Genomic DNA, 20,673 nt, shown 5'->3' on the forward strand with positions numbered 1-20,673 from the left:
CGGGCGTGTCGTCGCACGCGTAACCGAACATCAGGCCCTGGTCGCCCGCGCCCTGACGGTCGAGGTCGTCCTCGCCGCCCTCCACCCGCGACTCGTACGCCGCGTCCACGCCCTGGGCGATGTCCGGCGACTGCGCGCCGATCGACACCGAGACCCCGCACGAAGCCCCGTCGAAGCCCTTCGCCGACGAGTCGTAACCGATATCCAGCACCGTCTGCCGCACGATCGCCGGGATATCGGCGTACGCGGACGTGGTGACCTCACCGGCGATGTGCACCTGGCCGGTCGTGATCAGGGTTTCGACAGCGACCCGGGATGTCGGGTCCTGCCGCAGCAGGGCGTCCAGGATGGAGTCGCTGATCCTGTCGGCGATCTTGTCGGGGTGGCCCTCGGTCACGGACTCCGAGGTGAACAGTCGGCGGGACACGGTTCCTCCAGTTGGTCGGCGACCTCGGCCCATGCTGCGAGCTGTGCCTGCAAGGCCGCTCAAGACGGGGTCGACGGGGGCGACGCGGTCAGTGCGTCAGGTCCTGGTGTGCTCGATGAGGACGGCGGCGTCCTTGTCCCCGTCGCCCGCCTCGATGACCTCGGCGAACCGGGTGCGGACCATGTCGAGGACAGGGAGCAGGATGCCGGCCTCCTGCGCCGCCTTGTTGGCGAGGCGCAGGTCCTTCTCCATCAGCGAGGCACGGAAGAAGGCCGGTTCGTAGTTGCCCTTGAGCATGAGCTCCGCCCGGAAGCGCATCACCATCGAGCTGAATCCGCTGCCCGCGATCGACTGGATCAGCAGGTCGCGGTCGAGGCCGGCGGCCACGCCGTAGGAGACGCCTTCGGCGAGTGCCGCGATCTGCGCGCCGAGCAGCAGATTGAAGATCAGTTTGATGGTGCTCGCCATGCCCGGCTCCCCGGCCATGATCACTTCCGAGCTGATGGCGTCCAGGATGTCGCGCACCCCCGCGATGTCCTCCTCGGCGCCCGAGACGAACACCCGCAGCTCACCTTTGTGAGCCTGGAAGGGGTTGCCCACCACACACGCCTCCACCCGGCGCAGGCCCAGTTCCGCGAGGCGTGCCGCGGAGTCCCTGGCGTACCGGGGGGAGACGGTGGAGGTGTCGATCACGATGCTTCCGCGATCCAGCACCGGCGCCACCTGATCGAAGAGGATCTGTTCAACGGCATGTTCGTCGCTGAGACTGAGCAGCACGACGCGCTGCCCGGCCGCGGCCTCCTGGGGGGTGGGGGCGTTCCAGGCGCCCTGGGCCACCAGCGCCTCGGCCTTCTGCGCGGTGCGGTTGTACACGGTGAGCGCGTACCCGGCCTTGAGCAGGGTGTGTGCCATCCCTCTGCCCATGTTGCCCAGTCCGATGAAGGTGAGCTCCTTCGCGTCCATGCCACTCCTCGTTCGACGGGTCAGGCGGTCGCTGCGGCGGCGCCCACACCGCCGAGGTCGTACACGATCTGGGTGAGGATCATCTGGCCGCCGGTGCGGAAGGGCTTCAGCCGCCGCCGGTGCTCGACATGCGCTTCGCTCCGCTCGAACTCACGGAAGCTGGGCTCGTCGCGCCAGTCGGTGATCACGTAGTAGACGCCTTCCTCCTCGACGCTGCGCACGAGCACCTGGCCGAGGTTGGCGGGCTCCAGCGCGATGCGCCGGCCCACCTCCAGCCAGGTGTGCTCGAAGCTGACGTGCGAGCCGGGGTGGATCTCCATCCGGAGGATCACCCTGAAGGGCGGGGCGCTCTGGGCTCCCCTGCCGTTGCTGCCGTTCATGTCACCGCCTAGTCCCGATGCCAGCCGCCGAATCCCGTCCGGCGGTCGGCGGAACGCTGGCAGGGCCCGATCGAGGACAGCTCAAGAGATTCCTCCAGTGGTGCCCGAGCGGACAGCCCGACCCTGCTGGGGTCAGTGCCGACAGCAGGGGAAGGTGCCGGAAGCCATGCGGACAACTCGCTCACCCATGCACGTCCTCGTCATCGGCGGTGGCATCGGCGGACTCTGCCTCGCCCAGGGGCTCCACCGGGCCGGGATCGGCGTCACGGTGTACGAACGCGACGAGTCGGCGGAGGGCAGGCGGCAGGGGTACCGGCTGCGCATCAGCCCGGAGGGCGAGTACGCGCTGCGCGAGTGCCTGCCGCCGGCGCTGGTGGAGCTGCTGGTGGCCACGTCCAACGAGCGTGACGACGCCGGTCTGGTGGCCTATGACGAGCACCTCGTGCAGCAGTGGGCGCCGGCGTTCGAGGATCCGCGCGGGAACGCGCCGGACAAGATCGACGCCGTCGACCGGGTGACCCTGCGCCGGATCCTGCTCGCGGGCCTGGGCGACGTGGTCCGCTTCGGCAAGACCTTCGACCGCTACGAGCTGACGGCCGACGGCCGGGTCGTCGCGCACTTCGAGGACGGCTCCACCGCGGAGGGCGATGTGCTGGTGGCGGCGGACGGCACCAACTCCCGCATCCGCGCCCAGGCCAGGCCCTGGGACATCCCCAGGGACCTGGGCGTGCGGACCGTCTTCTCCCGCATCCCGCGGGCCTCGGCCGTCGACGGCGGCATGCCCGAGGTGCTGCGCGACCGGTTCAGCTACGTGATCGGCACCGACGGCCACCACATCGGCCTGATGCCGATGACGTTCCGCAGCCGGCCGACCGAGGCCGCGGCCCGGCTGTGGCCGGACGCGGACCTGGCGGACCTCGACGACTACTACATGTCGGTCTTCAATGTGCACGGTGAGGACCTGGGCATGACGGACGAGGCGTTCTTCGCGCTCAGCGGCGAGGAGCTGTGCGCGCTCGTCGTCGAGCGGACCCGGACCTGGCACCCGGACCTGCGCGGGATCTTCCGCCACGCCGAGCCGGCGGTCACCTTCGCGGTGGCGCTGCGCGCCACGGATCCGGTCGAGGCGTGGGAGGACGGCCCGGTGGTGCCGCTGGGGGACGCCGTGCACACGATGCCGCCGTCGGGCGGGGTGGGGGCCAATACCGCGGTGCGGGACGCCGCCGCGCTCACCCGGGCGCTGGTGGCCGTCGAGCGGGGTGAGCGGGAGCGGGCCGAGGCCTTCGCGGAGTACCAGAAGGCGATGGTCGAGTACGCGACCGACGGCGTCCAGATGTCGCTGAAGATCGCCCAGTGGTCGATCAAGAAGGTGCAGGACACGTAACGGAGCTGGACAGCGGTCAGCCCCCGGACAAGCCGTCCGGGGGCTGGGCCTTGCGGAGGGACGGGTCCGGGGTCAGCGGCCGCCCGCGGTGTGCACGACTTCACCGTTGACGTTGCCGTTGGCCTCGGAACAGAGGAAGACGATCACCCGCGCCACGTCCTCGGGGGTGCTCAGCCGGCCGCTGGGCGTCTCGGCCCCGCTGAGCGCGACGATGGCCGGGTCGACGTTCCGCAGGCTCTCGGTGAGGGTGCCCCCCGGGGAGACGACGTTGGCCAGGATGCCGTCCCTGGTCCACATCAGACCACGCACGAAGCCGTGCAGCGCCGCCTTCGCGGCCCCGTAGATCTCCGATCCGGGACTGCCGTGCTCCGCCGTCACGGAGGACAGCAGGACGACCCGGCCCCAGCGCCGCTCGCGCATGCCGCGCAGGGCGTGCCGGACCACGAGCATGTGGCCCTCCACGTTGTCGCGCAGCAGCGGGAACCAGTCCTCGGTGGGCAGGTCCTCGAACCGCGGCAGCTGGTCGGGGTCGACCCAGAAGAACGACTGGGCGTTGGCGACCACGACGTCGACACCGCCCCACGCCTCCTCCACCGCGCGGACCGCCGCCTCGATGGACGCCGGGTCGCCGAGGGCGCACCGGGTGGCCAGGGCGCGGTCAGGGCCGCCCAGTTCCTTGACGGCCTTCTCCGCCTCGTCGGCGGCCGAGTGGTAGGTGATCGCGACCCGGGCGCCCTCCTCGGCGAACACCCGTGCCGTGGCCCGGCCGATGCCGCGGGTGGCGCCGGTGATGAGGACACGTTTGTCCCTGAGTCCGAGATCCACGCCTGCTCCGTCTTCTAGAGGTTGTTCCGTGCTGTCGGTGCTGCGGCGGGGCCGGCCGGCTCAGAAGTCGTCGCGGTCGCCGCCGCGGTAGGTGTAGAGCTCCTGGGCCATCTTCTGCTTCATCGACGGCACCCTCGCCGCCAGCCAGAAGTAGCCGCGCATGCTCGCCAGCACCAGCCGGCCGAGGTAGGGCTTGTGGATCGGCTGGTCGCCACCGGTCTGCTTCTTCGACGCGATGACGGCCTCGAAGCCGTACTTGACCATCCGCGACTCGTACGCGTTCACCGCGTCGACCAGCGTGCTGCGGCCCTCGGTGAACTCGGTGATCTGGTGGCACAGCAGGGCCGCGTCACGCAGCGCGGTGTTGGCGCCGACGCCCTGGCCGGGGGTCATGGTGTGGATGGCGTCACCGATCAGCGTGATGTTGCTGGACTTCCACTGCTCGGTCGGCACCGAGGTGCGGATGTTGATGACGAACGTGGTGCTGGGCTCCCCCATGCGGAACAGCTTGCGCAGGTCGGGGTCCCAGTCCTTCGTCATGTCCAGGGTCAGCTGGATGAGGTCCTCACGGCTGCGCTGGAGCACGTCGGCGGGGAACTTGTCGGTGGAGGCCCAGAAGCCCCAGTTGATGTAGTCCCGGGTGTTGTCGAACAGCATGCCGGGCCACTGGTCGAGCAGCTCGGTGTCGTTGCCGCCGATACCGTTCTTGATCTTGCCCTCGCGGTCCCACTTGAACTCCATCGTGTGCAGGATGCAGCTGTAGCCCTTGGGCGCGACCACCAGCCCGATGCCCTCGAAGACCTCCTTGGGGAGCAGCGCCTTGCTCTCCTCGGTGAGCGGGACCTTCGACGAGATCGAGATGATCTTCGCGTCCTCCACCGTGGACTGCGGCAGGTACTGCTCGCGCACCGCGGAGTTGGCACCGTCCGCGGCGACCAGCAGGTCGCAGGTGGCCTGGGTGCCGTCGGCGAAGAACGCGGTGATGGTGTCGTCGTCGTTCTTCTCGTAGTGCGTGTACTTCTTGTCGAAGTGCACGATGTCCTCGACGCCGGTGAACAGCACCTGGCGCAGCGTCATGCGGCTGACGGACTTCTCGCTGTTGACCGGGTCCTCGTCGACGACCAGGGGCAGGACGATGTTCGGCTTCATGTCCTCGCGCAGGAAGCTGAAGTACTTCGGCGAACGCGCGCAGGTGCTGACGAAGACCTCGAAGAGGTCGGGCGGCAGGAGCCGCTTGAGCGCCCGGCTGCCGTCCGGGTCGATGCCGACCCGGTAGCCGTGCAGACCGCTGGTCCTGGTGCGGTCGCGCTCGTACACCGCCACGCTGATTCCGGCCCGTTTCAGACCATGGGCCAACGCCATACCACCGGTGCCACCGCCGATGATCATCACGTGGAACGGTTGTTTCGTCATTCCTGGTGCATCCTTTCGAGACGCCGTGCGTCAGGCCCAGACCGTGTTCATCTGCTCGTCCCGGATCGCGAACACCTGCCGTTCCAGGAGCGAGTTGACGATGACGGCGGACCGGACGGCGAGCAGGCTCAGATTGGGGTCGGCGAGTCCGTGACCCACCCGGCTGCGGTTCTGCACGTACATCCGGCAGTGTTCCGAGAACTTCCACCGTATCGAGTAGTCGGCGTCCACCACCGGCTCTCCGCTCGAGTCCGTCTCGAGGAGACCCAGCAACCGCTCGGAAACGGGCAGCGGAGAGGCCTTGCGCCCGGTGGCGAGCACGACGGTGCGGGCGGAGTGCCGCTCGCGGCCGCCCCAGTCGCGCTCGCACCACAGGGCGATGGTGCCGTGCCGCTGCGAGGCCTCGACGACGCTGCGGCCGGGCAGCATCATCACCGGTGACCGGCCCTCACGCAGGAACGCCTCGTAGTTCGCCTGGTAGAGGACCTGGAGGGTGTTCATCGAGACGCCGTCGCTGGTGAGGGTCTGCTCGGCGACGTACCGCTCGCGGACGGTCTCCGGCAGCCCCTGGAAGAACCGCAGGTACGTCGGCCGGTAGAAGTCGTTCGCCGAGGGCGATTCGTCCATCGGTGCGAACCACTGCCGTCGCCCGATCCAGCGGATGTCGCGGAAACCGCGCTGTACGAGGCTGAGCACGCACTCGGCGCCGGTCTGGCCGCCGCCGATGACGATGGCCTGCTCGTACGGCACGCTCTTGACGGCGGCCAGGTGGGACTCCAACTGCTCGGCCTGCACCACGCCGTCGATCTGCTGGCCGGCGAAGCAGGCCGGCACGTCGGCGTGGGTGCCGAGGCCGAAGACGACGTGGGTGGCGGTGGCCACCGGCCCCTCGGCGTCCCGCAGGACGAACCTGCCGTCCTCGAAGTCGACCTCGGTGATCTCCGCGCCGTAGCGCACCGAGCCCAGCCGGCCGGAGGCCCAGGCCAGGTAGCGGGCGTACTCCAGGCGCGGGATGGACTCGTACTGGGCGTTGAGGAACGCGTAGATCCGGCCGGTGGTCACCATGTAGTTGAGGAACGACAGCCGGTTGCGCGGGTCCGCCAGCGAGACCAGGTCCTTGATCCAGGACGTCTGCAACTGGGTGCCGGAGCCGAGCAGCCCGGGGTGCCATGCGGGCCCCTCCCGACGTTCGAAGAGAACGACGCCTCCCGGCACCACGTCCTCCCCCAATGCTGCGAGGCTGAGGTTGGCGGGTCCCGCTCCAAGGCCCGCCACGTGGTGGTGCGGTACGGCGTCTTCCCGACGATCTGAGGTCCGCATGGCATCTCCCATCACGACCGATGGTGATCGCACCCCTTGGAGCAGGCCTTGAGCGGCGCTTGATCGTGCCGCGCGCGGTGCGCCCGCCAGGGCGGCGATCGCCTCGATCACGTTTGTCGTTGGAATGTTTGGATCGGGGAGGGTTCGGAGGTGATCCGGGAGGGATCGGAGGCGATCGGGAGAGAACGCGCGCGGATCAGACGGACTTGAGCATGCCCGCGTCGATGAGCCAGTCACCGCCGGTCGCGCCGGGCAGCCGGTCCGAGGCCAGCAGGGCGACGATGGCGGCCACCTCCTCCGGCTCGATGATCTTCCCGGTGGTGAGCCCCATCCACTTCGGCACCGCGGCCACCAGCTCCTCGGCCGAGGCCATCCCCATCCGCTGGGCGCGCTGCGGGCTGTCCCAGGTGTCGGTGCGGACCGGCCCGGGAGACACGGTGTTGACCCGTACGCCCTGCGGGCCGAACTCCTCCGACAGGGACTTGGTGAGGTTGGTCAGCGCCGCCTTGGCCGCCGAGTATTCCACCAGGCGCGGCGCGGCGAGCCGGCCGTTGACCGACCCGATGTTGACGATCGCGCCCCTGGACTCGATCAGGCTGGGCAGGGCGGCGCGGATGGTCCTGATGGCGCTGAAGAAGTTCAGGTCGAACCCCTTGGCCCAGCCCTCGTCGTCCAGGTCGAGGAAGCCCTGCGCCGACACGGTGCGGCCGCCGACGTTGTTCACCAGGATGTCCAGGCCGCCGAACGTCTGTACGGCGTGCTCGACCAGCCGGGCCGGCCCGTCCGTGGTGGTCAGGTCGACCTCCAGGGTGTGGGCGGCGACCTCGGACAGCTCGGGGCCGATGGTCCGCGCACCACCGAGCACCTCCACGCCCTCGGCGGCCAGGGCGCGGACGATGGCGAGACCGATGCCCCGGCTGGCACCGGTGACGACGGCCCGCTTTCCCTTCAGCTGCAGATCCATGACGACTCCTCACACATAGGAAACTCAGGCGTACGGAAGGTCGGTTGTGGCACACGGTCGTACGGGCTCGGGCGGTCAGGCGTCCCAGGTGACGGGCAGGGTGTGCGGGCCGCGCACCAGGCCCCCCGTGCACCAGGTGATCTCCTCGGCGCCGACGGCCAGCCGCAGCCCGGGGAAGCGGCCCAGCAGCGCCTGCATGGCCTCCTGCAGCTCCAGCCGGGCGAGCGCGGAGCCGAGGCAGCGGTGCACGCCGAAGCCGAACCCGAGGTGCTGGTGGTGCGGGCGGCCGAAGTCGACCTCGTCGGGCGCCTCGAACACCGTCCCGTCCCGGTTGGCGCCGGTCATGACGGGCAGCACGTACTCCCCCGACCGCACCACGGTGCCGCCCAGCTCGACGTCCTCGGTCGCCCGCCGCGGGGAGCCGGTGCTCACGCCCAGCGGCGTGTAGCGCAGCATCTCCTCGACCGCGGCGGGGATCAGCCCCGGGTCGTCCAGCAGCTGCTGGTGGTGGCCGGGGTGGGTCAGCAGGAAGTAGGTGAAGTTGGCGAGCTGGTCGGCGAGCACCTCGTGGCCGGCGATCAGGATGGTGACCGCGATGCCGACCAGTTCCTCGTCGGTGAGGTCGCCCTCGGCGACCAGCGACCCGAGCAGGTCGTCGGTGGGCTCGTCGTGGCGGGCCGCGACCAGATCCGTCAGATAGGTCCGCAGCTCCTGCCCCGCCGCCCCGATCTGTGCGGCCGTCAACTGGTGCAGTTTCGCGGCCAGGAAGGACTCCGCGAGCGCGCGGAACCGGGCGCGGTCGGGCTCGGGCACGCCGAGCAGTTCGCAGATCATCAGGATCGGCACCGGCAGCGCGAACAGCTCCATCAGGTCGGCGGGACCGCCCTGCTTCTCGACGGTGTCCAGCAGGCCCGAGATGATCTCCCGGGCGCGTGGCCGCAGCCGCTCCACGCCCCGCACCGTGAAGGCCGCCGCGAGCAGCCGGCGCAGCCGGTCGTGCACCGGGCCGTCCGAGGCGATCAGCAGATTGGCCCGCTGCACGATCGGCAGCAGCCGCGGCTCGTCGGGCCCCACGGAGGCCGCCCGGCTGAACCGCCGGTCGGACAGCAGCGATTTGACGTCCTGATGGCGTACCGCCAGATACCCGGGTCCGCCGTAGGGCAGTTGGACGGGGCACAGGCCGGAGCCCTCGCGCAGCCGGCCGAGTTCCGGTTCCACGTCCAGACCCGCGGGGTCGCCGAAGGGGAAGGCCACAGGTTCGGTCGGTGTGGGCATCTCGCAGGACCTCTTCCCGGTCGCGTCGGGGCCCCACGCTGGCGGGACGCCCTCGACAACGGCTCGAACAGCGGAACAGTCGAACAGTGAAGCGGTCGAGCAGGGCCAGGTTCAGTTCCCGGCGGCCAGCGTCTCCAGTTCCGCGGCCACCTCGCTGGGCGTGGGCTGCGCGAGCATCTCGGTGCGCAGCGCAGCGGCCGCGGCGCGCTCGGGTCCGTCGGTGACCAATCGGCTCACCTCGGCCCTGATCCGCTCGGCGGTCGCCTCGTCCCGGGTGAGCACCTCGCCCGCCCCGGCCGCCAGGACCCGCGCGGCGTGTCCCGCGTGGTCCGGCAGTTGCGGGATCAGCAGCATCGGCACGCCGTGCAGCAGCGAGGTGAGAACGGTGCCGGCGCCGCCGTGCGCGACCACCAGGTCGCACTCCGGGAGCAGCTGGTGCAGCGGCGCGTCGACCTCGATCCGGACGCCGGGCGCCAGCGGGCCGAGCAGTGTCCGCTGCTCCCCCGCGACCGCGAGCACCACTTCCACGTCCAGGCCGGCGATGGCCCGGGCCACTTCACCGGCCAGGAACCGGCGGGGGTCGAGGCGGGCCATCGTGTGTCCCCAGGTCACCAGCACCCGGGGGCGGTCGCGGCGCTCCGGCAGCGGCTCGGGCCGCTCGCCGGGACCGTTGAACGGCACGTAGCGCAGCGGCAGCCGGCGGTACTCCCCCGGCACCTGCAGCCCGGCCGGGGTCGGGTCGACGGTGACGGCGCCGAACGGGTCGGGACCGGCCACGCCGAAGCGGGCGGCGAGTGGCGCGATCGCATCCGGCAGCATCTGCTGGGCGCGCAGCATGAGGTCGGTGCCGTACAGCAGCCGGACGGCCGGTACGCCGACGGAGGCCGCGGCGATCGGACCGGCCAGCGCCGTCGGCTCGAAGACCACCAGGTCGGGGCGCCACTCCTTGGCCAGCCCCACCAGGTCCTCGGTCATCGACTCGGCGTGCGCCAGGAACATCTGCAGGGCCCGCGGGCCGCGCGCGGCGTGCGGGGCGCTGCTGACCGGCGGACCGTCGGTCTCGGACGGCAGGATGTAGCCGCGCACCATCCCGACTCCGTCGACGTCGTACCCCACGGCGGTCCCCTGCAGCCCGGTCCGCAGCACTTCCTCGCGCAGCCCCGGCTGGGTCGCCACCAGCACTTCATGGCCCGCCGAGCGGAAGGCCCACGCCATCGGTACGAGTGCGTACAGATGTGACGGCCAGGCCCAGGTGGTGAACAGCACCCGCATGTCTCGTCCCAACCCTTCACCGATGTATGACGCGTGACGGACGGCCGGCGCTCGCACCGGCGCCGCGCTGCCGCACACCTTGTCGCCCCGGCCCCGTGGTCCGCTCGAGCGGCGATTGAGCCGAGGTGCGCAGGCTGCCCGCATGTCGACGCGAACCTCAGTCCGGGCCGAACTCGCCGGCACCGTCGCCGACGGCGCCCGGCGGATCAGTGCGCACCCCTACTACCGGGGTCTGCGGGACGGCACCCTGCCGGGGGCGGCGCTCGTCCACTTCACCCTGCAGGACTCCTGCCATCTGCTCCCTTCCTACGGCCGGGCGCACGCGCGGTGCGCGGCACTGGCCGGGGAGAGCCGCCGGGCGGCGCTGCTGAGCCGGATGGCGGCCGGTTCGCTGGAGGACTGCACGGCGCGGCTGGCCGGCTTCGGCGAGACCGCCGAGCGGCTGGGACTGCCGTACGCGGCGGACGCCGGTCCGCCGCCGGCCGCCCCGACGACGCTCAGTTACGCGAGCTTCCTCGGCGACTCGTGCGCGGCCTCGCTCGCGGCCGGGATCGGCGCGCTGATCCCGTCGGCGTGGCTGTACCTGCTGGTCACGGACGACCTGCTGGACCACCACGACCCCGCCTCGCGTTACGCGCCCGAGGTCCGCAAGGCCCACCCCGGTGACTTCTACCGGGGCATGCTCGACGAATTCCTGGAGCTGGCCGACGAGATCGCGGCCGAGTCCTCCGCCGCGGACCGCAGCGAACTGGTGCGCCGGGCCGGGCACGCGGTGCGCTACGAGTGGGCGTTCGTCGACGCGGCCTGGCGGCAGGAGTCGTGGCCCTTCTGATTCCCCTGTTCCGGCCGGGTTCCGAGCCGGGCTTGAGCACTCGTCCAGGCAGCTGGAAGACGATGGTTGCCGGGATGCCCCGAAACCGAGAAGAGCAAGGGAGTTTCCGCATGTGCGGTATTGCCGGCTGGGTGGATTTCGGGCGCGACCTCACCGAGGAGCGGCCGACCGTCGACGCGATGACGGACACGCTCGGGAAGCGCGGTCCTGACGCCCGCGGCGTGTGGATCGCGCCGCACGCGGCGCTCGGCCACACCCGCAACTCGATCATCGACCTGGCCGGCGGCGTGCAGCCGATGTCGGCGGAGGAGGACGGCCGCGAGCTCGCCGTTCTCGCCTACACCGGTGAGGTCTACAACTTCAAGCAGTTGCGCACCGAGCTGGAGGGCCGCGGCCACCGCTTCCGCACCCGCAGCGACACCGAGGTGGTGCTGCGCTCGTACGTGGAGTGGGGCACCGGCTGCGCGAACCACCTGGAGGGCATGTTCGCCTTCGCGGTGTGGGACGTGCGGCGCGAGGAACTGGTGCTGATCCGCGACCGCATGGGCATCAAGCCGCTGTTCTACAAGACGCTGCCCGAGGGCGTGCTGTTCGGCTCCGAGCCCAAGGCGCTGTTCGCCAACCCGCTGGTGCGCCCCACCGTGGACGCCGACGGGCTGCGCGAGCTGTTCTCGACGGCGAAGGTCCCCGGGCAGAGCGTCTTCAAGGAGCTGCGCGAACTGCCGCCCGGCCACACCCTGACCGTCAGCCGCCGCGGCGCGGTGCTCCACCGTTACTGGGCGCTGGAGGCGAAGCCGCACACCGACGACCTCGACACCACCATCGCCACCGTCCGGTCGATGCTGGAGGAGATCGTCACCCGCGAGCTGGTGGCCGACGTCCCGCTGTGCACCGCCCTGTCCGGTGGTATCGACTCCAGCGCCATCACCGCGCTGGCCGCGATCGCCCGCGCCCAGGCCGGGGACGACGCGGTACGCACCATCACCGCCACCTTCGTCGGCTACAGCGAGAACTTCACCCCGGACGACCAGCGCGACACCCCGGACGCCCCGTACGCGGCGGAACTGGCCCGGCACGTCGGCGCCGACCACACCGACATCGTCCTCGGCACCGCCGACCTGATCGACCCGGCGGCCCGGCAGGCGGCGATCATCGCGCAGGACATGCCGACGATGCTCGGCGACATGGACACCTCGCTGTACCTGATGCTGCGGGCCACCCGCGAGCACTCCACGGTCGCGCTGACCGGCGAGACCGCCGACGAGATCTTCGGCGGGTTCAAGTGGCTGCACGACGAGGAACTGGTCGGCATGGAGACCTTCCCCTGGGTCGCCGCCGAGAAGCGCCAGCAGGGCAGCAGCAACGGCCAGGGCCGCGGGCTGTTCTCCGCCGGCCTGCTGGGCAAGCTCGACATGTACGGCTACTACGCCGACAACTACCGGACGACGCAGGCCGAGACACCGCACCAGGAGGGCGAGAGCGCCCGCGAGCACCGGATGCGCGAGCTGAGCTACGCGCACCTGGCCCGCTGGCTGCCGATGCTCCTCGACCGGGGCGACCGCCTCGCGATGGCCTCCAGCCTGGAGACCCGCGTGCCGTTCTGCGACCACCGGCTCGTCGAGTACGTCTACAACACCCCGTGGGAGTTCAAGATCTTCGACGGGCGGGAGAAGAGCCTGCTGCGCGCCGCCACCCGTGACCTGCTGCCCAAGTCGGTCATCGAGCGTCCCAAGAGCCCGTACCCGGTCACCCAGGACCCGACGTACACACAGGCCCTGCACCGCGAGTTCAGCTCCGTCCTCGACGACCCGAACTCGCCGGTCCTGCCGTTCCTGGACGTGGACGCGGCCCGGCAGGCCATCAAGGACCCGTCGGGCGTCGCCCACGAGTGGCACAGCCGGTCGAACATCGAGATGGCACTCGGCTTCGACTTCTGGCTGCGGACCTACGGCGTGCAGATCGACGTCTGACGGCCGTGACGGAACCGGTCCGGCGCCCCTGGCCCTGTCTGCTGGTCGTCCTGTTCGCATCGTTCATGGACATGATGGACCTGGGGATCGTGAGCGTCGCGGCCCCGTCCATCCAGCGTGACCTGCACAGCGACTACGCCTCGGCGCAGTGGTTCATGGCCTCGTACGCGCTCGCCTTCGCCGTCCTCCTGATCCCGGGAGGGCGGCTCGGCGACATCTACGGGCGCAAGCGGGTCTTCATGACCGGGGTCGCCGGTTTCACGGTCGTCTCGGTGGTCTGCGCGCTCGCGCCGACGGCCGGGGTGCTGATCGCCGCCCGGTTCGTCCAGGGCGGGTTCGGGGCGCTGATGGTGCCCCAGGTGCTCGCGGTGCTCCAGATCCTCTTCCCCGCCACCCGCCGCGGCATGGCGCTGGCGGCCTACGGCACCGTGATGAACCTGGCGCAGCTCAGCGGCCCGATCCTCGGCGGCATCATGGCCACCGAGGATCTGCTGGGGCTCGGCTGGCGGGCCATCTTCCTGGTGAACGTGCCGATCGGCGCCCTGGTGCTGGTCGGCACGGCCGTGCTGCTGCCCGAGTCCCGCTCCGACCGGCCACTGCGGCTGGACGTCGTCGGCATCGTGCTGGTGGCGCTGCTCGCCGGGCTGGTCAGCTACCCGCTGCAGCAGGGGCGGGCGGCGGGCTGGCCGCCGTGGATGCTCGCGGCGCTCGCCGCCGCGCTGCCGGCCGGGCTGCTCTTCGCCCGGCACCAGCGCCGCCGCGGCCCGCAGGCCGCCCTGGTGCCCGTCGCGCTCTTCCGCCGCCGCTCGTTCGTCGCGGGCATCGTGCTGCTCCTGCTGGTGTACACCGCGCTGCTGGCCCAGCAGATGGTCGTCATCTGGCACACCCAGATCGGTCTGGGCTGGTCACCGCTGCGCACCGGCGCGGCCGGGGCCGGGTGGGTGGTGGGGCTGTTCCTGCTGGGCGGCTTCGCCGTCACCCTCGCCCCGCGCATCGGGCGGGCGCTGCTGGTCTGCGGCTGCCTGCTGGTCGCGGCCTCCATCGCGGTGCTGAGCGAGGTCATCTCGCGCGACGCGCTTGGCTTCTGGCAGCTCTTCGGGTGTATGACGGCGCTGGGCTGCGGCCTGGGGCTGGTCGTGCCGATCCTCGTCGACCTGGTGCTCGCCGGCGTCCCGAAGCGGGACGCCGGCGGCGGCTCCGGAGTGGCGAACGCGGTGATCTACTTCGCCTCGGCGGTCGGCATCGGGCTGAGCGGTCTGGTCTTCTTCGGCCAGGTGGCCGCCGGCGGTGACGCGCACGCCCGGGCCCAGGAGGCCCAGGTCGGCGGCGCGGGCCCCGGCGCTGCCGAGGCGCTGCGCGCCTGCGTGCACGACCGGTCGGCCGCGGTCGACCCGTACCGGGTCCCGGCGAGCTGCCGCACCCCCGGGGCCGAGGACCCGGTCGTGGTCCAGGCCGCCGCCGAGGCGCTGCGCCGGAACTTCGCGGACTCCGCGGCGAGCAGCCTCTGGTACCCGGCCGGCGCGTTCCTCGTCGCCGTGGCCCTGGCTCCGCTGCTGCCGCGCGGGAGCGGCACGGCTGCAGGGCAGGACGACGAGGTGGTCGACGACAGCGGGGCCCGGCCGGAGCATCCGGCCGGGCCCCGCGTGGACGCACCCCTCACGTAGCCGGCGCCTCGGACGCCGGGTCCTCGACCACGACCCCGTTCAGCTCCACGTGGATGGAGCGCGTCGGACACCCGCGCCGGGCCCGCAGCACCTCGTGCTGGAGCGCGACCGGCGGGTCGGCGTCCAGGACCACGACCCGGCCCTCCGCGTCCTGGTCGAAGACGTCGGGGACCCGGTAGACGCACAGGCTGCTGGTCACACAGGTCGTGCTGTCGGCGGTCACGCGCATCGCACCCACCGCCGTCACCACACGACCGGGATCTCGGCGTACCCGGCGAGGAATCCGCCGACCGGACGCACCAGCTTCTCGCCCGGCACCGCGAGCTGCAGCCCGGGGAAGCGGCGCAGCAGGCCCTCGGTGGCCTCCTGCAGCTCCATCCTGGCCAGCGCGGCCCCGGCGCAGAAGTGGATACCGGCGCCGAACGTCATGTGGTGGTTGTCCTGGCGCCGGATGTCGAGGGCGCAGGCGTCGGGGAAGGTCTCCTCGTCCATGTTGGACTCCACCGAGAGCATCACCGTCGTCCCCTTGGGGATGACCGCGCCGTCGCTCACCTCGATGTCCTCCAGCGCGTAGCGCAGCGAGCCCAGCGAGGTGCCCATCATCTGGTAGCGGAGCAGCTCCTCGACCGCGGACGGCACCAGCGACAGGTCCGCCTTCAGGTCCGCGGCGGCCTCCGGGCGGTGCAGCAGGACGGCGGTGCCGGTGCCGATCTGCGAGGCGGTGGTGACGTAGCCGGCGATCAGCAGGGTCTTGACCCAGTGCTGGAGCTGGTAGTCGGTCAGCTTCTCCGGGTCCTCCTCGCTGACCCGGATCAGCTCGCTGATCAGGTCGTCGCCGGGGTGGGCCTTCTTGTCGGCGATCAGCTCACTGAGGTAGTTCCAGTAGTCGACGCGGCAGCGTTCCACCTCGTCGGCCGGGAGGGCCGTCACCGAGAGGTAGCCGTCGATGAGCCGGCGGAACTTCGCCCGGTCCTTCGGCGGCACGCCCAGCATGTGGCAGATGACCAGGATGGGCAGCGGGTAGGCGAACGCCTCCATCAGGTCGGCCGGGCGCGGCCCCGCCTCCATGGCGTCCATCAGTTCGGCGGTGATCTCCCGCACGATCGGCCGCAGCGCCTCGATGCGGCGGGCGCTGAACGCCCGCATGACGACGGCGCGCTCCACGAGGTAGCGCGGCGGGTCGTTGTCGATCTCCGGGTCCCCGAACAGGTCGTTGTCCGCGGAGATGCGGGAGGCGGGGTAGCGCGACGTGTTGCGGCTCAGCCGCTCGTCGGCGAACAGCCGCCTGACGTCCTTGTACCGGGTCACCAGAACGGCCGGGTCACCGCTGGGGAGCGCGACGTGCAGCAGCGGTTCCTCCCGCATCGTCCGCCAGTCCTGCGGGATGTCCGGCGCCGGGGCCCACGGGAAGGGGTAACTGACCGGGCATGACGGGCTCGAGCTCACCTGGCACCTCTCTCGTCTCCGTGACAGGGCTGTCGACAGTCCCCAGTGTCGGCAGCCGCGCTGGGGACGGGCTCAACGGCGGCTGGAACGAGGGGGGTTGGGGTGTCGGCGACGGGGGGTACCAGGACGGGTCGAGTCATCCTCCATCCCGCGCTGGGAGATTCGCGGCCGACAGCGCGGTCTGGAGTGCCGCCGGGCCGTGCGGGCCCCACGAGCGCGCCGCGGAAGCGGCCAGGAACGGGAGACGCCCCTATGCCATCCACCGCTGCGGACACCGGGACGGCCGCGGGCATCCTCCGGCTGGGCAACCGGTTCTGCGACGCCAAGGCCCTGCTCACCGCCGTCCGGCTCGATGTGTTCGGCACCCTCGCGGACGGGCCGGCCACCGCCGCGGAGCTGCGCGGGCGGCTGGGCCTGCACGGCCGCGGCCTGCCGGACTTCCTCGGCCTGCTGACCGCGCTCGGGCTGCTGCGACGCGACGCCGACGGGCGGTTCCGCAACGCCGAGGGCGCGGAACGCTACCTCGTCCCGGGACGGCCGGGCTGCGTGGCGGGTTTCCTGACGGGCGCCGACATCAACCTCTACCCGGTGTACGGACGGCTGGCCGACGCGCTGCGCACCGGCAAGCCGCAGGCCGACGGCGACTTCACCGGGATGCTCGACGACCCGGAGGCGCTCGGCGGGTTCGTGCGGATGATGGACGGCCTCACCCAGGGCCTGGGCAAGGAGCTGTCGGCGGCCCTGGAGGACGTCGAGTACCGCTCGGTGCTCGACGCGGGAGGCTGCCGCGGCCATCTGCTCGGCCAACTGCTCGCGCACCGCGCGGACCTCACCGGCCAGGTCTTCGACCTGCCGCAGATGGAGCCGTTCTTCCACGCGTACATGGCCGGACTCGGCCTCGACGGCCGGACGTCCTTCCACCCCGGCGATTTCTTCCGGGACCCGCTGCCGCCGGCCGACGTGATCGTCCTCGGCCACATCCTGCACGACTGGGACGCCCCGCAGCGCCGGCTGCTGCTGGACAAGGCGTTCGCGGCGGTGAACCCCGGCGGGACGGTCCTGGTCTACGACCGCATGCTCGGCCGCCGCGCCGACGACACCGAGAACCTGGTAGCCAGCCTGAACATGCTGCTGGTCACCGAGGGCGGCGGCGAGTACAGCGCCGACGACGTGGGCGAGCAGGCGCGCCGCGCCGGGTTCGCCTCGGTCACCGACCGCCCGCTCGCCGACTTCGACACTCTCGTGATCTGCCGCAAAGGCTGAGGGGATTGCCATGACCGGTCCGACCACCGACCAGCCGACTCCGGCGGAGTACCTGCCGCTGCTCTTCGGATTCGCCGTCTACCAGATCGCCGGTGTCACCGCCCGGCTCGGGGTGCCCGACGCTCTCGGCGACGGGACGCGGACCGCCGTGGAACTCGCGGAGACCACGGGCACCCACGCCCCGTTCCTGGAGCGGTTGCTGCGCGCCGCCGTCTCGGCGGGCCTGCTCACCGCGGACGACGCGGGCGGCTTCACACTGACCCGGCTCGGCTCCATGTACCGCAGCGAGTCCCCGGTGCAGGGCGCCCCGCTGGACGCCATGCACGCCGCGGCCCCGGTCTGGCAGGCGTGGGGCGCGCTGGAGGAGTCCGTGCGCACCGGGCGGCCCGCGTTCGACCTGGTCCACGGCAAGGGGCTGTTCGACCACCTCAGGACGGACGACGAGCTCGCCGGGCACTTCCACGCCGCGATGGCGGCCGGCAGCGCGGTCCAGCTGCCGGCGATCACGGGCGGGTTCGACTTCAGCCGGTTCAAGTACGTGATGGACGTCGGCGGCGGCAACGGCACCCATCTGGCGGCGATCCTCGCCGCCAACCCCAACCTGATCGGCAGCGTCTTCGACACCGCCAACGGGGTGCTGGAGGCACCCTCCGTGATCGAGGTGGCGGGGGTCGCGGACCGCTGCGAGATCGCCACCGGGTCGTTCTTCGACTCGGTGCCGGCCGGACCGGACGCGTATCTGCTGAAGAACATCCTGCACGACTGGAACGACGACGAATGCGTGCGCATCCTGGAGAACTGCCGCAAGGGCCTCGCCCCGGGCGGCCGCGTCGTGGTGTTCACCTCGGTGCTGTCCGAGGGGCGCCGCAACGAGGACCCCGTCGAGGCGCTCGGCGCCTCCATCTTCGACATCGAGATGATGGTCGTGACGACGGGCCGGGAGCGCACGCTCACCGAGTTCGAGAACCTGTTCACCCGGGCCGGCCTGGAGCTGGACTCGCTGACCGCGCTCCCCTGCCCGTTCCTGTACTACGGCCTGGAGGCCGTCGCGGTCTGAGCGGACGGGCGTCTTCCGTGGATGTCACCAGGGGAAGGTCTGTTCACCGCGGCGGAAGGTGCCGGTGGGGCCGCCGTCCGGCAGGGTGGCCGCGTCCGCGATGTCCCGGGCGGCCTCCTCGGGGGTGCGCTGCGCCTGCGGCATCATGCGGGTCCTGACCGGGCCGGGGTTGACGGAGTTGACCAGCACCCCGGTGTCCGCGGTCTGGGCGGCCAGCATCTGGGTGAGCCCGTTGACCGCGGTCTTCGACACCGAGTAGCCGGGGCTGGCGGTGAACAGGCCGTGGCTGAACGAGCCGGTGCCGCTGGAGATGAAGACCACCCGCCCCCAGCCGCGCCGCACCATGTCGGGGACGAAGGCCTGCGCCACCCGCCAACTGCCGAACAGGTTGACCGCGAAGGTGCGCTGCACCAGATCGAGGGAGACACTCAGCGGATCGCTGCCGATGTCCAGCAGCACCCCGGCGTTGGACACCAGCACGTCGACCGGGCCGATCCCCTCCGCGGCCCGCTTGACGCTCTCGGTGTCGGTCACGTCGAGTGCGTGCGCGGACGCGCCGGCACCGAGTTCGGCGGCCGCCGCGAGCGCCGCGTCGCCGTCCCGGGCGGTGAGCACCACCTTCAGGCCGCGGCCGAGCAGTTCGGCGGCGACCGCGCGGCCCAGCCCGCGGTTGGCTCCGGTGATCAACGCTGTCCGCTGAATGGTCACTGCGTCCTCCTGGCATCGGGCCGCGGTTGCCGGCGCTCCTGGCGCGGATGCTGACCGGTCCGTCTCAAGCCCGGCACGAGCCGTGGCGGACACCGTGGACCCTCGAGTCACCCCTGCATTCCCACCCCCTGGAGGCCGCGATGACGGCGTTGTCACCCGCACCACCGAGGGACGCCGAGGAGCTGGCCCGGGCGATCGCCCGGGACGGCGTGGAGTTCCTGCTGGTCATGTTCGTCAACCTGTACGGAAAGCCCTGTGCGAAGCTGGCCCCGGTGCGGACCCTCGACCAGCTGCTGAGTGACGGGCTCGGCTTCGCCGGCAACGCCGCGGACGGTCTCGGCCAGTCGTCGGCCGACCCCGACGTCGTCGCGATCCCCGACGTCACCTCGTACGTCAGGGCACCGCTGCAGGACGGCCTGGGCATCATCCAGTGCGATCTCTACGTCGAGGGGCAGCCCTGGCCGTACGCCCCCCGGCACATCCTCCGCAACCAGCTGCGGCTGCTCGCCGAGCAGGGCCGCCAGCTGAAGGTCGGCGCGGAGCCCGAGTACTTCCTGGTGCGGCGGGCCGACGACGGTTCGATCAGCGTCGCCGACGAGCTGGACACCGCCGACTCGCCCTGTTACGACGCCAACGCCGCCACCCGCGCCTTCGGCCATCTGTCGACCATCAGCCGGTCGTTGGACGAGCTCGGGTGGGAGAACTACTCCAACGACCACGAGGACGCCAACGGGCAGTTCGAGCACAACTTCGGCTACGCGGACGCGCTGCGCACCGCCGACCGCGTGATCATCTTCCGCCACCTGGCGAAGATGGCCGCACACCGGGCGGGCCTGATCGCCACCTTCATGCCGAAGCCGTTCACCCACCTCACCGGCAGCGGGCTGCACCTGCACGTGTCGCTGTGGGAGGGCGCGACGTCCCTGTTCGACGACACCGCCGACCCGCGCGGGCTGAACACCTCACGGCTGGGGTACGGCTTCATCGCCGGGCTGCTGGACCACGCGCCCGGCCTGATGGCGCTGACCTGCCCCACCGTCAACTCCTACAAGCGGCTCGGCGCCGGCTCCGACACCCTCTCCCGGTCCAGCTGGGCGCCCGGTTACGCCAGCTACGGCGGCAACAACCGCACCCACCTGGTGCGGATCCCCGACACCGGGCGGATCGAGGTGCGCTGCGTGGACGGCGCGGCCAACCCGTACCTGGCCATCGCCGGCATCGCCGCGGCGGGCGCCGACGGGATCGCGCGCGGCGCCGACCCGGGCGACCCGGTCGCGCGCGACCTGGAGGCCGCCGCGGTCCCCGCCGGGCTGCGCCCGCTGCCGCCCACCCTGCTGCACGCGGTGGACGAACTGGTCGCCGACGGGGTGCTGCGCGAGGGGCTCGGCAAGGTGCCGGACGGCTCGTACGCGGACTACTACGCCGACGCGAAGCGGGCGGAGTTCGCGCGCTACCACCGCGAGGTCACCGACTGGGAGCTGCACCGCTACCTGCAGAGCTGAGGGCGCGC

19 protein-coding genes are annotated in these 20,673 nt (G+C 71.5%); 7 read left to right on the forward strand and 12 right to left on the reverse strand.

Annotation, left to right across the window (positions count from 1 at the left end; all coding sequences use genetic code 11):
- The 3 genes from O3X23_RS39065 to O3X23_RS39075 all read right to left on the reverse strand — a co-directional run.
- On the reverse strand, positions 1 to 427 hold a 427-nt coding region (locus O3X23_RS39065), incomplete at its 3' end, for an S-adenosylmethionine synthetase N-terminal domain-containing protein (RefSeq protein ID WP_331284005.1).
- Positions 428 to 523: 96 nt separating this feature from the next.
- A complete protein-coding gene (locus tag O3X23_RS39070) occupies positions 524 to 1,390 on the reverse strand; it encodes an NAD(P)-dependent oxidoreductase (protein ID WP_269278485.1) in 867 nt (288 codons plus the stop codon).
- Between the two features lie 20 nt (positions 1,391 to 1,410).
- Positions 1,411 to 1,770 carry an antibiotic biosynthesis monooxygenase family protein gene (locus O3X23_RS39075; protein WP_269278487.1) on the reverse strand — a complete coding sequence of 120 codons (360 nt, stop codon included), beginning with the start codon at positions 1,768 to 1,770 and terminating at the stop codon, positions 1,411 to 1,413.
- A 166-nt stretch (positions 1,771 to 1,936) separates the two neighbouring features.
- Between O3X23_RS39075 and O3X23_RS39080 the strand changes: the two genes are divergently transcribed.
- Entirely contained in the window at positions 1,937 to 3,154 is a 1,218-nt protein-coding gene (locus tag O3X23_RS39080; protein ID WP_269278490.1) for an FAD-dependent oxidoreductase, read from the forward strand.
- 72 nt (positions 3,155 to 3,226) lie between these two features.
- On the opposite strand, the gene O3X23_RS39085 is transcribed toward O3X23_RS39080, so the two are convergent.
- The 6 genes from O3X23_RS39085 to O3X23_RS39110 form a co-directional block, all read right to left on the reverse strand.
- Complete coding sequence (locus O3X23_RS39085) at positions 3,227 to 3,979, reverse strand: SDR family NAD(P)-dependent oxidoreductase (protein WP_269278493.1); 753 nt, start codon at positions 3,977 to 3,979, stop codon at positions 3,227 to 3,229.
- A gap of 60 nt (positions 3,980 to 4,039) precedes the next feature.
- Positions 4,040 to 5,392: an FAD-dependent oxidoreductase gene (locus O3X23_RS39090; protein WP_269278496.1), complete on the reverse strand. Its 1,353-nt coding sequence runs from the start codon at positions 5,390 to 5,392 to the stop codon at positions 4,040 to 4,042.
- 30 nt (positions 5,393 to 5,422) lie between these two features.
- Positions 5,423 to 6,712: a lysine N(6)-hydroxylase/L-ornithine N(5)-oxygenase family protein gene (locus O3X23_RS39095; RefSeq protein WP_269278497.1), complete on the reverse strand. Its 1,290-nt coding sequence runs from the start codon at positions 6,710 to 6,712 to the stop codon at positions 5,423 to 5,425.
- A gap of 196 nt (positions 6,713 to 6,908) precedes the next feature.
- Complete coding sequence (locus O3X23_RS39100) at positions 6,909 to 7,676, reverse strand: SDR family NAD(P)-dependent oxidoreductase (protein WP_269278501.1); 768 nt, start codon at positions 7,674 to 7,676, stop codon at positions 6,909 to 6,911.
- A 75-nt stretch (positions 7,677 to 7,751) separates the two neighbouring features.
- Positions 7,752 to 8,951 (reverse strand): cytochrome P450, encoded by a 1,200-nt coding sequence (locus O3X23_RS39105; protein ID WP_269278504.1) that lies wholly within the window; start codon positions 8,949 to 8,951, stop codon positions 7,752 to 7,754.
- Between the two features lie 111 nt (positions 8,952 to 9,062).
- Positions 9,063 to 10,223 carry a nucleotide disphospho-sugar-binding domain-containing protein gene (locus O3X23_RS39110; protein WP_269278507.1) on the reverse strand — a complete coding sequence of 387 codons (1,161 nt, stop codon included), beginning with the start codon at positions 10,221 to 10,223 and terminating at the stop codon, positions 9,063 to 9,065.
- Positions 10,224 to 10,365: 142 nt separating this feature from the next.
- On the opposite strand from O3X23_RS39110, the gene O3X23_RS39115 reads away from it, so the two are divergent.
- The 3 genes from O3X23_RS39115 (at position 10,366) to O3X23_RS39125 (ending at position 14,689) form a co-directional block, all read left to right on the forward strand.
- On the forward strand, positions 10,366 to 11,055 hold the full coding sequence (locus O3X23_RS39115) for a TenA family protein (RefSeq protein ID WP_269278510.1): 690 nt from the start codon (positions 10,366 to 10,368) through the stop codon (positions 11,053 to 11,055).
- Positions 11,056 to 11,165: 110 nt separating this feature from the next.
- A complete protein-coding gene (gene asnB, locus O3X23_RS39120; RefSeq protein ID WP_269278513.1) occupies positions 11,166 to 13,025 on the forward strand; it encodes an asparagine synthase (glutamine-hydrolyzing) in 1,860 nt (619 codons plus the stop codon).
- A 5-nt stretch (positions 13,026 to 13,030) separates the two neighbouring features.
- Positions 13,031 to 14,689: an MFS transporter gene (locus tag O3X23_RS39125; protein WP_269278516.1), complete on the forward strand. Its 1,659-nt coding sequence runs from the start codon at positions 13,031 to 13,033 to the stop codon at positions 14,687 to 14,689.
- On the opposite strand, the gene O3X23_RS39130 is transcribed toward O3X23_RS39125, so the two are convergent.
- Together O3X23_RS39130 and O3X23_RS39135 are read right to left on the reverse strand one after the other, a co-directional pair.
- Positions 14,682 to 14,912 (reverse strand): ferredoxin, encoded by a 231-nt coding sequence (locus O3X23_RS39130; RefSeq protein WP_443048112.1) that lies wholly within the window; start codon positions 14,910 to 14,912, stop codon positions 14,682 to 14,684. The two genes, O3X23_RS39125 and O3X23_RS39130, sit on opposite strands and share 8 nt — an antisense overlap.
- 20 nt (positions 14,913 to 14,932) lie before the next feature.
- Positions 14,933 to 16,054, reverse strand: a complete 1,122-nt coding sequence (locus O3X23_RS39135; RefSeq protein ID WP_269278521.1) for a cytochrome P450 — start codon at positions 16,052 to 16,054, stop codon at positions 14,933 to 14,935.
- 333 nt (positions 16,055 to 16,387) lie between these two features.
- Between O3X23_RS39135 and O3X23_RS39140 the strand changes: the two genes are divergently transcribed.
- Positions 16,388 to 17,398 (forward strand): methyltransferase, encoded by a 1,011-nt coding sequence (locus tag O3X23_RS39140; RefSeq protein WP_269278524.1) that lies wholly within the window; start codon positions 16,388 to 16,390, stop codon positions 17,396 to 17,398.
- 10 nt (positions 17,399 to 17,408) lie between these two features.
- Positions 17,409 to 18,455 (forward strand): methyltransferase, encoded by a 1,047-nt coding sequence (locus tag O3X23_RS39145; RefSeq protein WP_269278528.1) that lies wholly within the window; start codon positions 17,409 to 17,411, stop codon positions 18,453 to 18,455.
- Between the two features lie 24 nt (positions 18,456 to 18,479).
- On the opposite strand, the gene O3X23_RS39150 is transcribed toward O3X23_RS39145, so the two are convergent.
- Positions 18,480 to 19,163, reverse strand: coding sequence for an SDR family NAD(P)-dependent oxidoreductase (locus O3X23_RS39150; protein WP_269278531.1), 684 nt, complete (start codon positions 19,161 to 19,163; stop codon positions 18,480 to 18,482).
- Between the two features lie 140 nt (positions 19,164 to 19,303).
- Between O3X23_RS39150 and glnT the strand changes: the two genes are divergently transcribed.
- Entirely contained in the window at positions 19,304 to 20,665 is a 1,362-nt protein-coding gene (gene glnT, locus O3X23_RS39155; protein ID WP_269278534.1) for a type III glutamate--ammonia ligase, read from the forward strand.
- Positions 20,666 to 20,673: the final 8 nt, after the last annotated feature.

It is taken from the genome of Streptomyces sp. H39-S7 (assembly GCF_027158205.1).
Lineage (GTDB): Bacteria > Actinomycetota > Actinomycetes > Streptomycetales > Streptomycetaceae > Actinacidiphila.

Excerpts from the sequence above, each read along its gene's own strand:
- glnT (WP_269278534.1), top strand. The coding sequence starts at position 19,304 with ATGACGGCGTTGTCACCCGCACCACCGAGGGACGCCGAGGAGCTGGCC.
- O3X23_RS39090 (WP_269278496.1), bottom strand. The coding sequence starts at position 5,392 with ATGACGAAACAACCGTTCCACGTGATGATCATCGGCGGTGGCACCGGT.
- O3X23_RS39080 (WP_269278490.1), top strand. The coding sequence starts at position 1,937 with ATGCGGACAACTCGCTCACCCATGCACGTCCTCGTCATCGGCGGTGGC.
- O3X23_RS39095 (WP_269278497.1), bottom strand. The coding sequence starts at position 6,712 with ATGCGGACCTCAGATCGTCGGGAAGACGCCGTACCGCACCACCACGTG.
- O3X23_RS39135 (WP_269278521.1), bottom strand. The coding sequence starts at position 16,054 with ATGCGGGAGGAACCGCTGCTGCACGTCGCGCTCCCCAGCGGTGACCCG.
- O3X23_RS39140 (WP_269278524.1), top strand. The coding sequence starts at position 16,388 with ATGCCATCCACCGCTGCGGACACCGGGACGGCCGCGGGCATCCTCCGG.
- O3X23_RS39100 (WP_269278501.1), bottom strand. The coding sequence starts at position 7,676 with ATGGATCTGCAGCTGAAGGGAAAGCGGGCCGTCGTCACCGGTGCCAGC.
- O3X23_RS39115 (WP_269278510.1), top strand. The coding sequence starts at position 10,366 with ATGTCGACGCGAACCTCAGTCCGGGCCGAACTCGCCGGCACCGTCGCC.
- O3X23_RS39110 (WP_269278507.1), bottom strand. The coding sequence starts at position 10,223 with ATGCGGGTGCTGTTCACCACCTGGGCCTGGCCGTCACATCTGTACGCA.
- O3X23_RS39070 (WP_269278485.1), bottom strand. The coding sequence starts at position 1,390 with ATGGACGCGAAGGAGCTCACCTTCATCGGACTGGGCAACATGGGCAGA.
- O3X23_RS39075 (WP_269278487.1), bottom strand. The coding sequence starts at position 1,770 with ATGAACGGCAGCAACGGCAGGGGAGCCCAGAGCGCCCCGCCCTTCAGG.
- asnB (WP_269278513.1), top strand. The coding sequence starts at position 11,166 with ATGTGCGGTATTGCCGGCTGGGTGGATTTCGGGCGCGACCTCACCGAG.
- O3X23_RS39145 (WP_269278528.1), top strand. The coding sequence starts at position 17,409 with ATGACCGGTCCGACCACCGACCAGCCGACTCCGGCGGAGTACCTGCCG.
- O3X23_RS39105 (WP_269278504.1), bottom strand. The coding sequence starts at position 8,951 with ATGCCCACACCGACCGAACCTGTGGCCTTCCCCTTCGGCGACCCCGCG.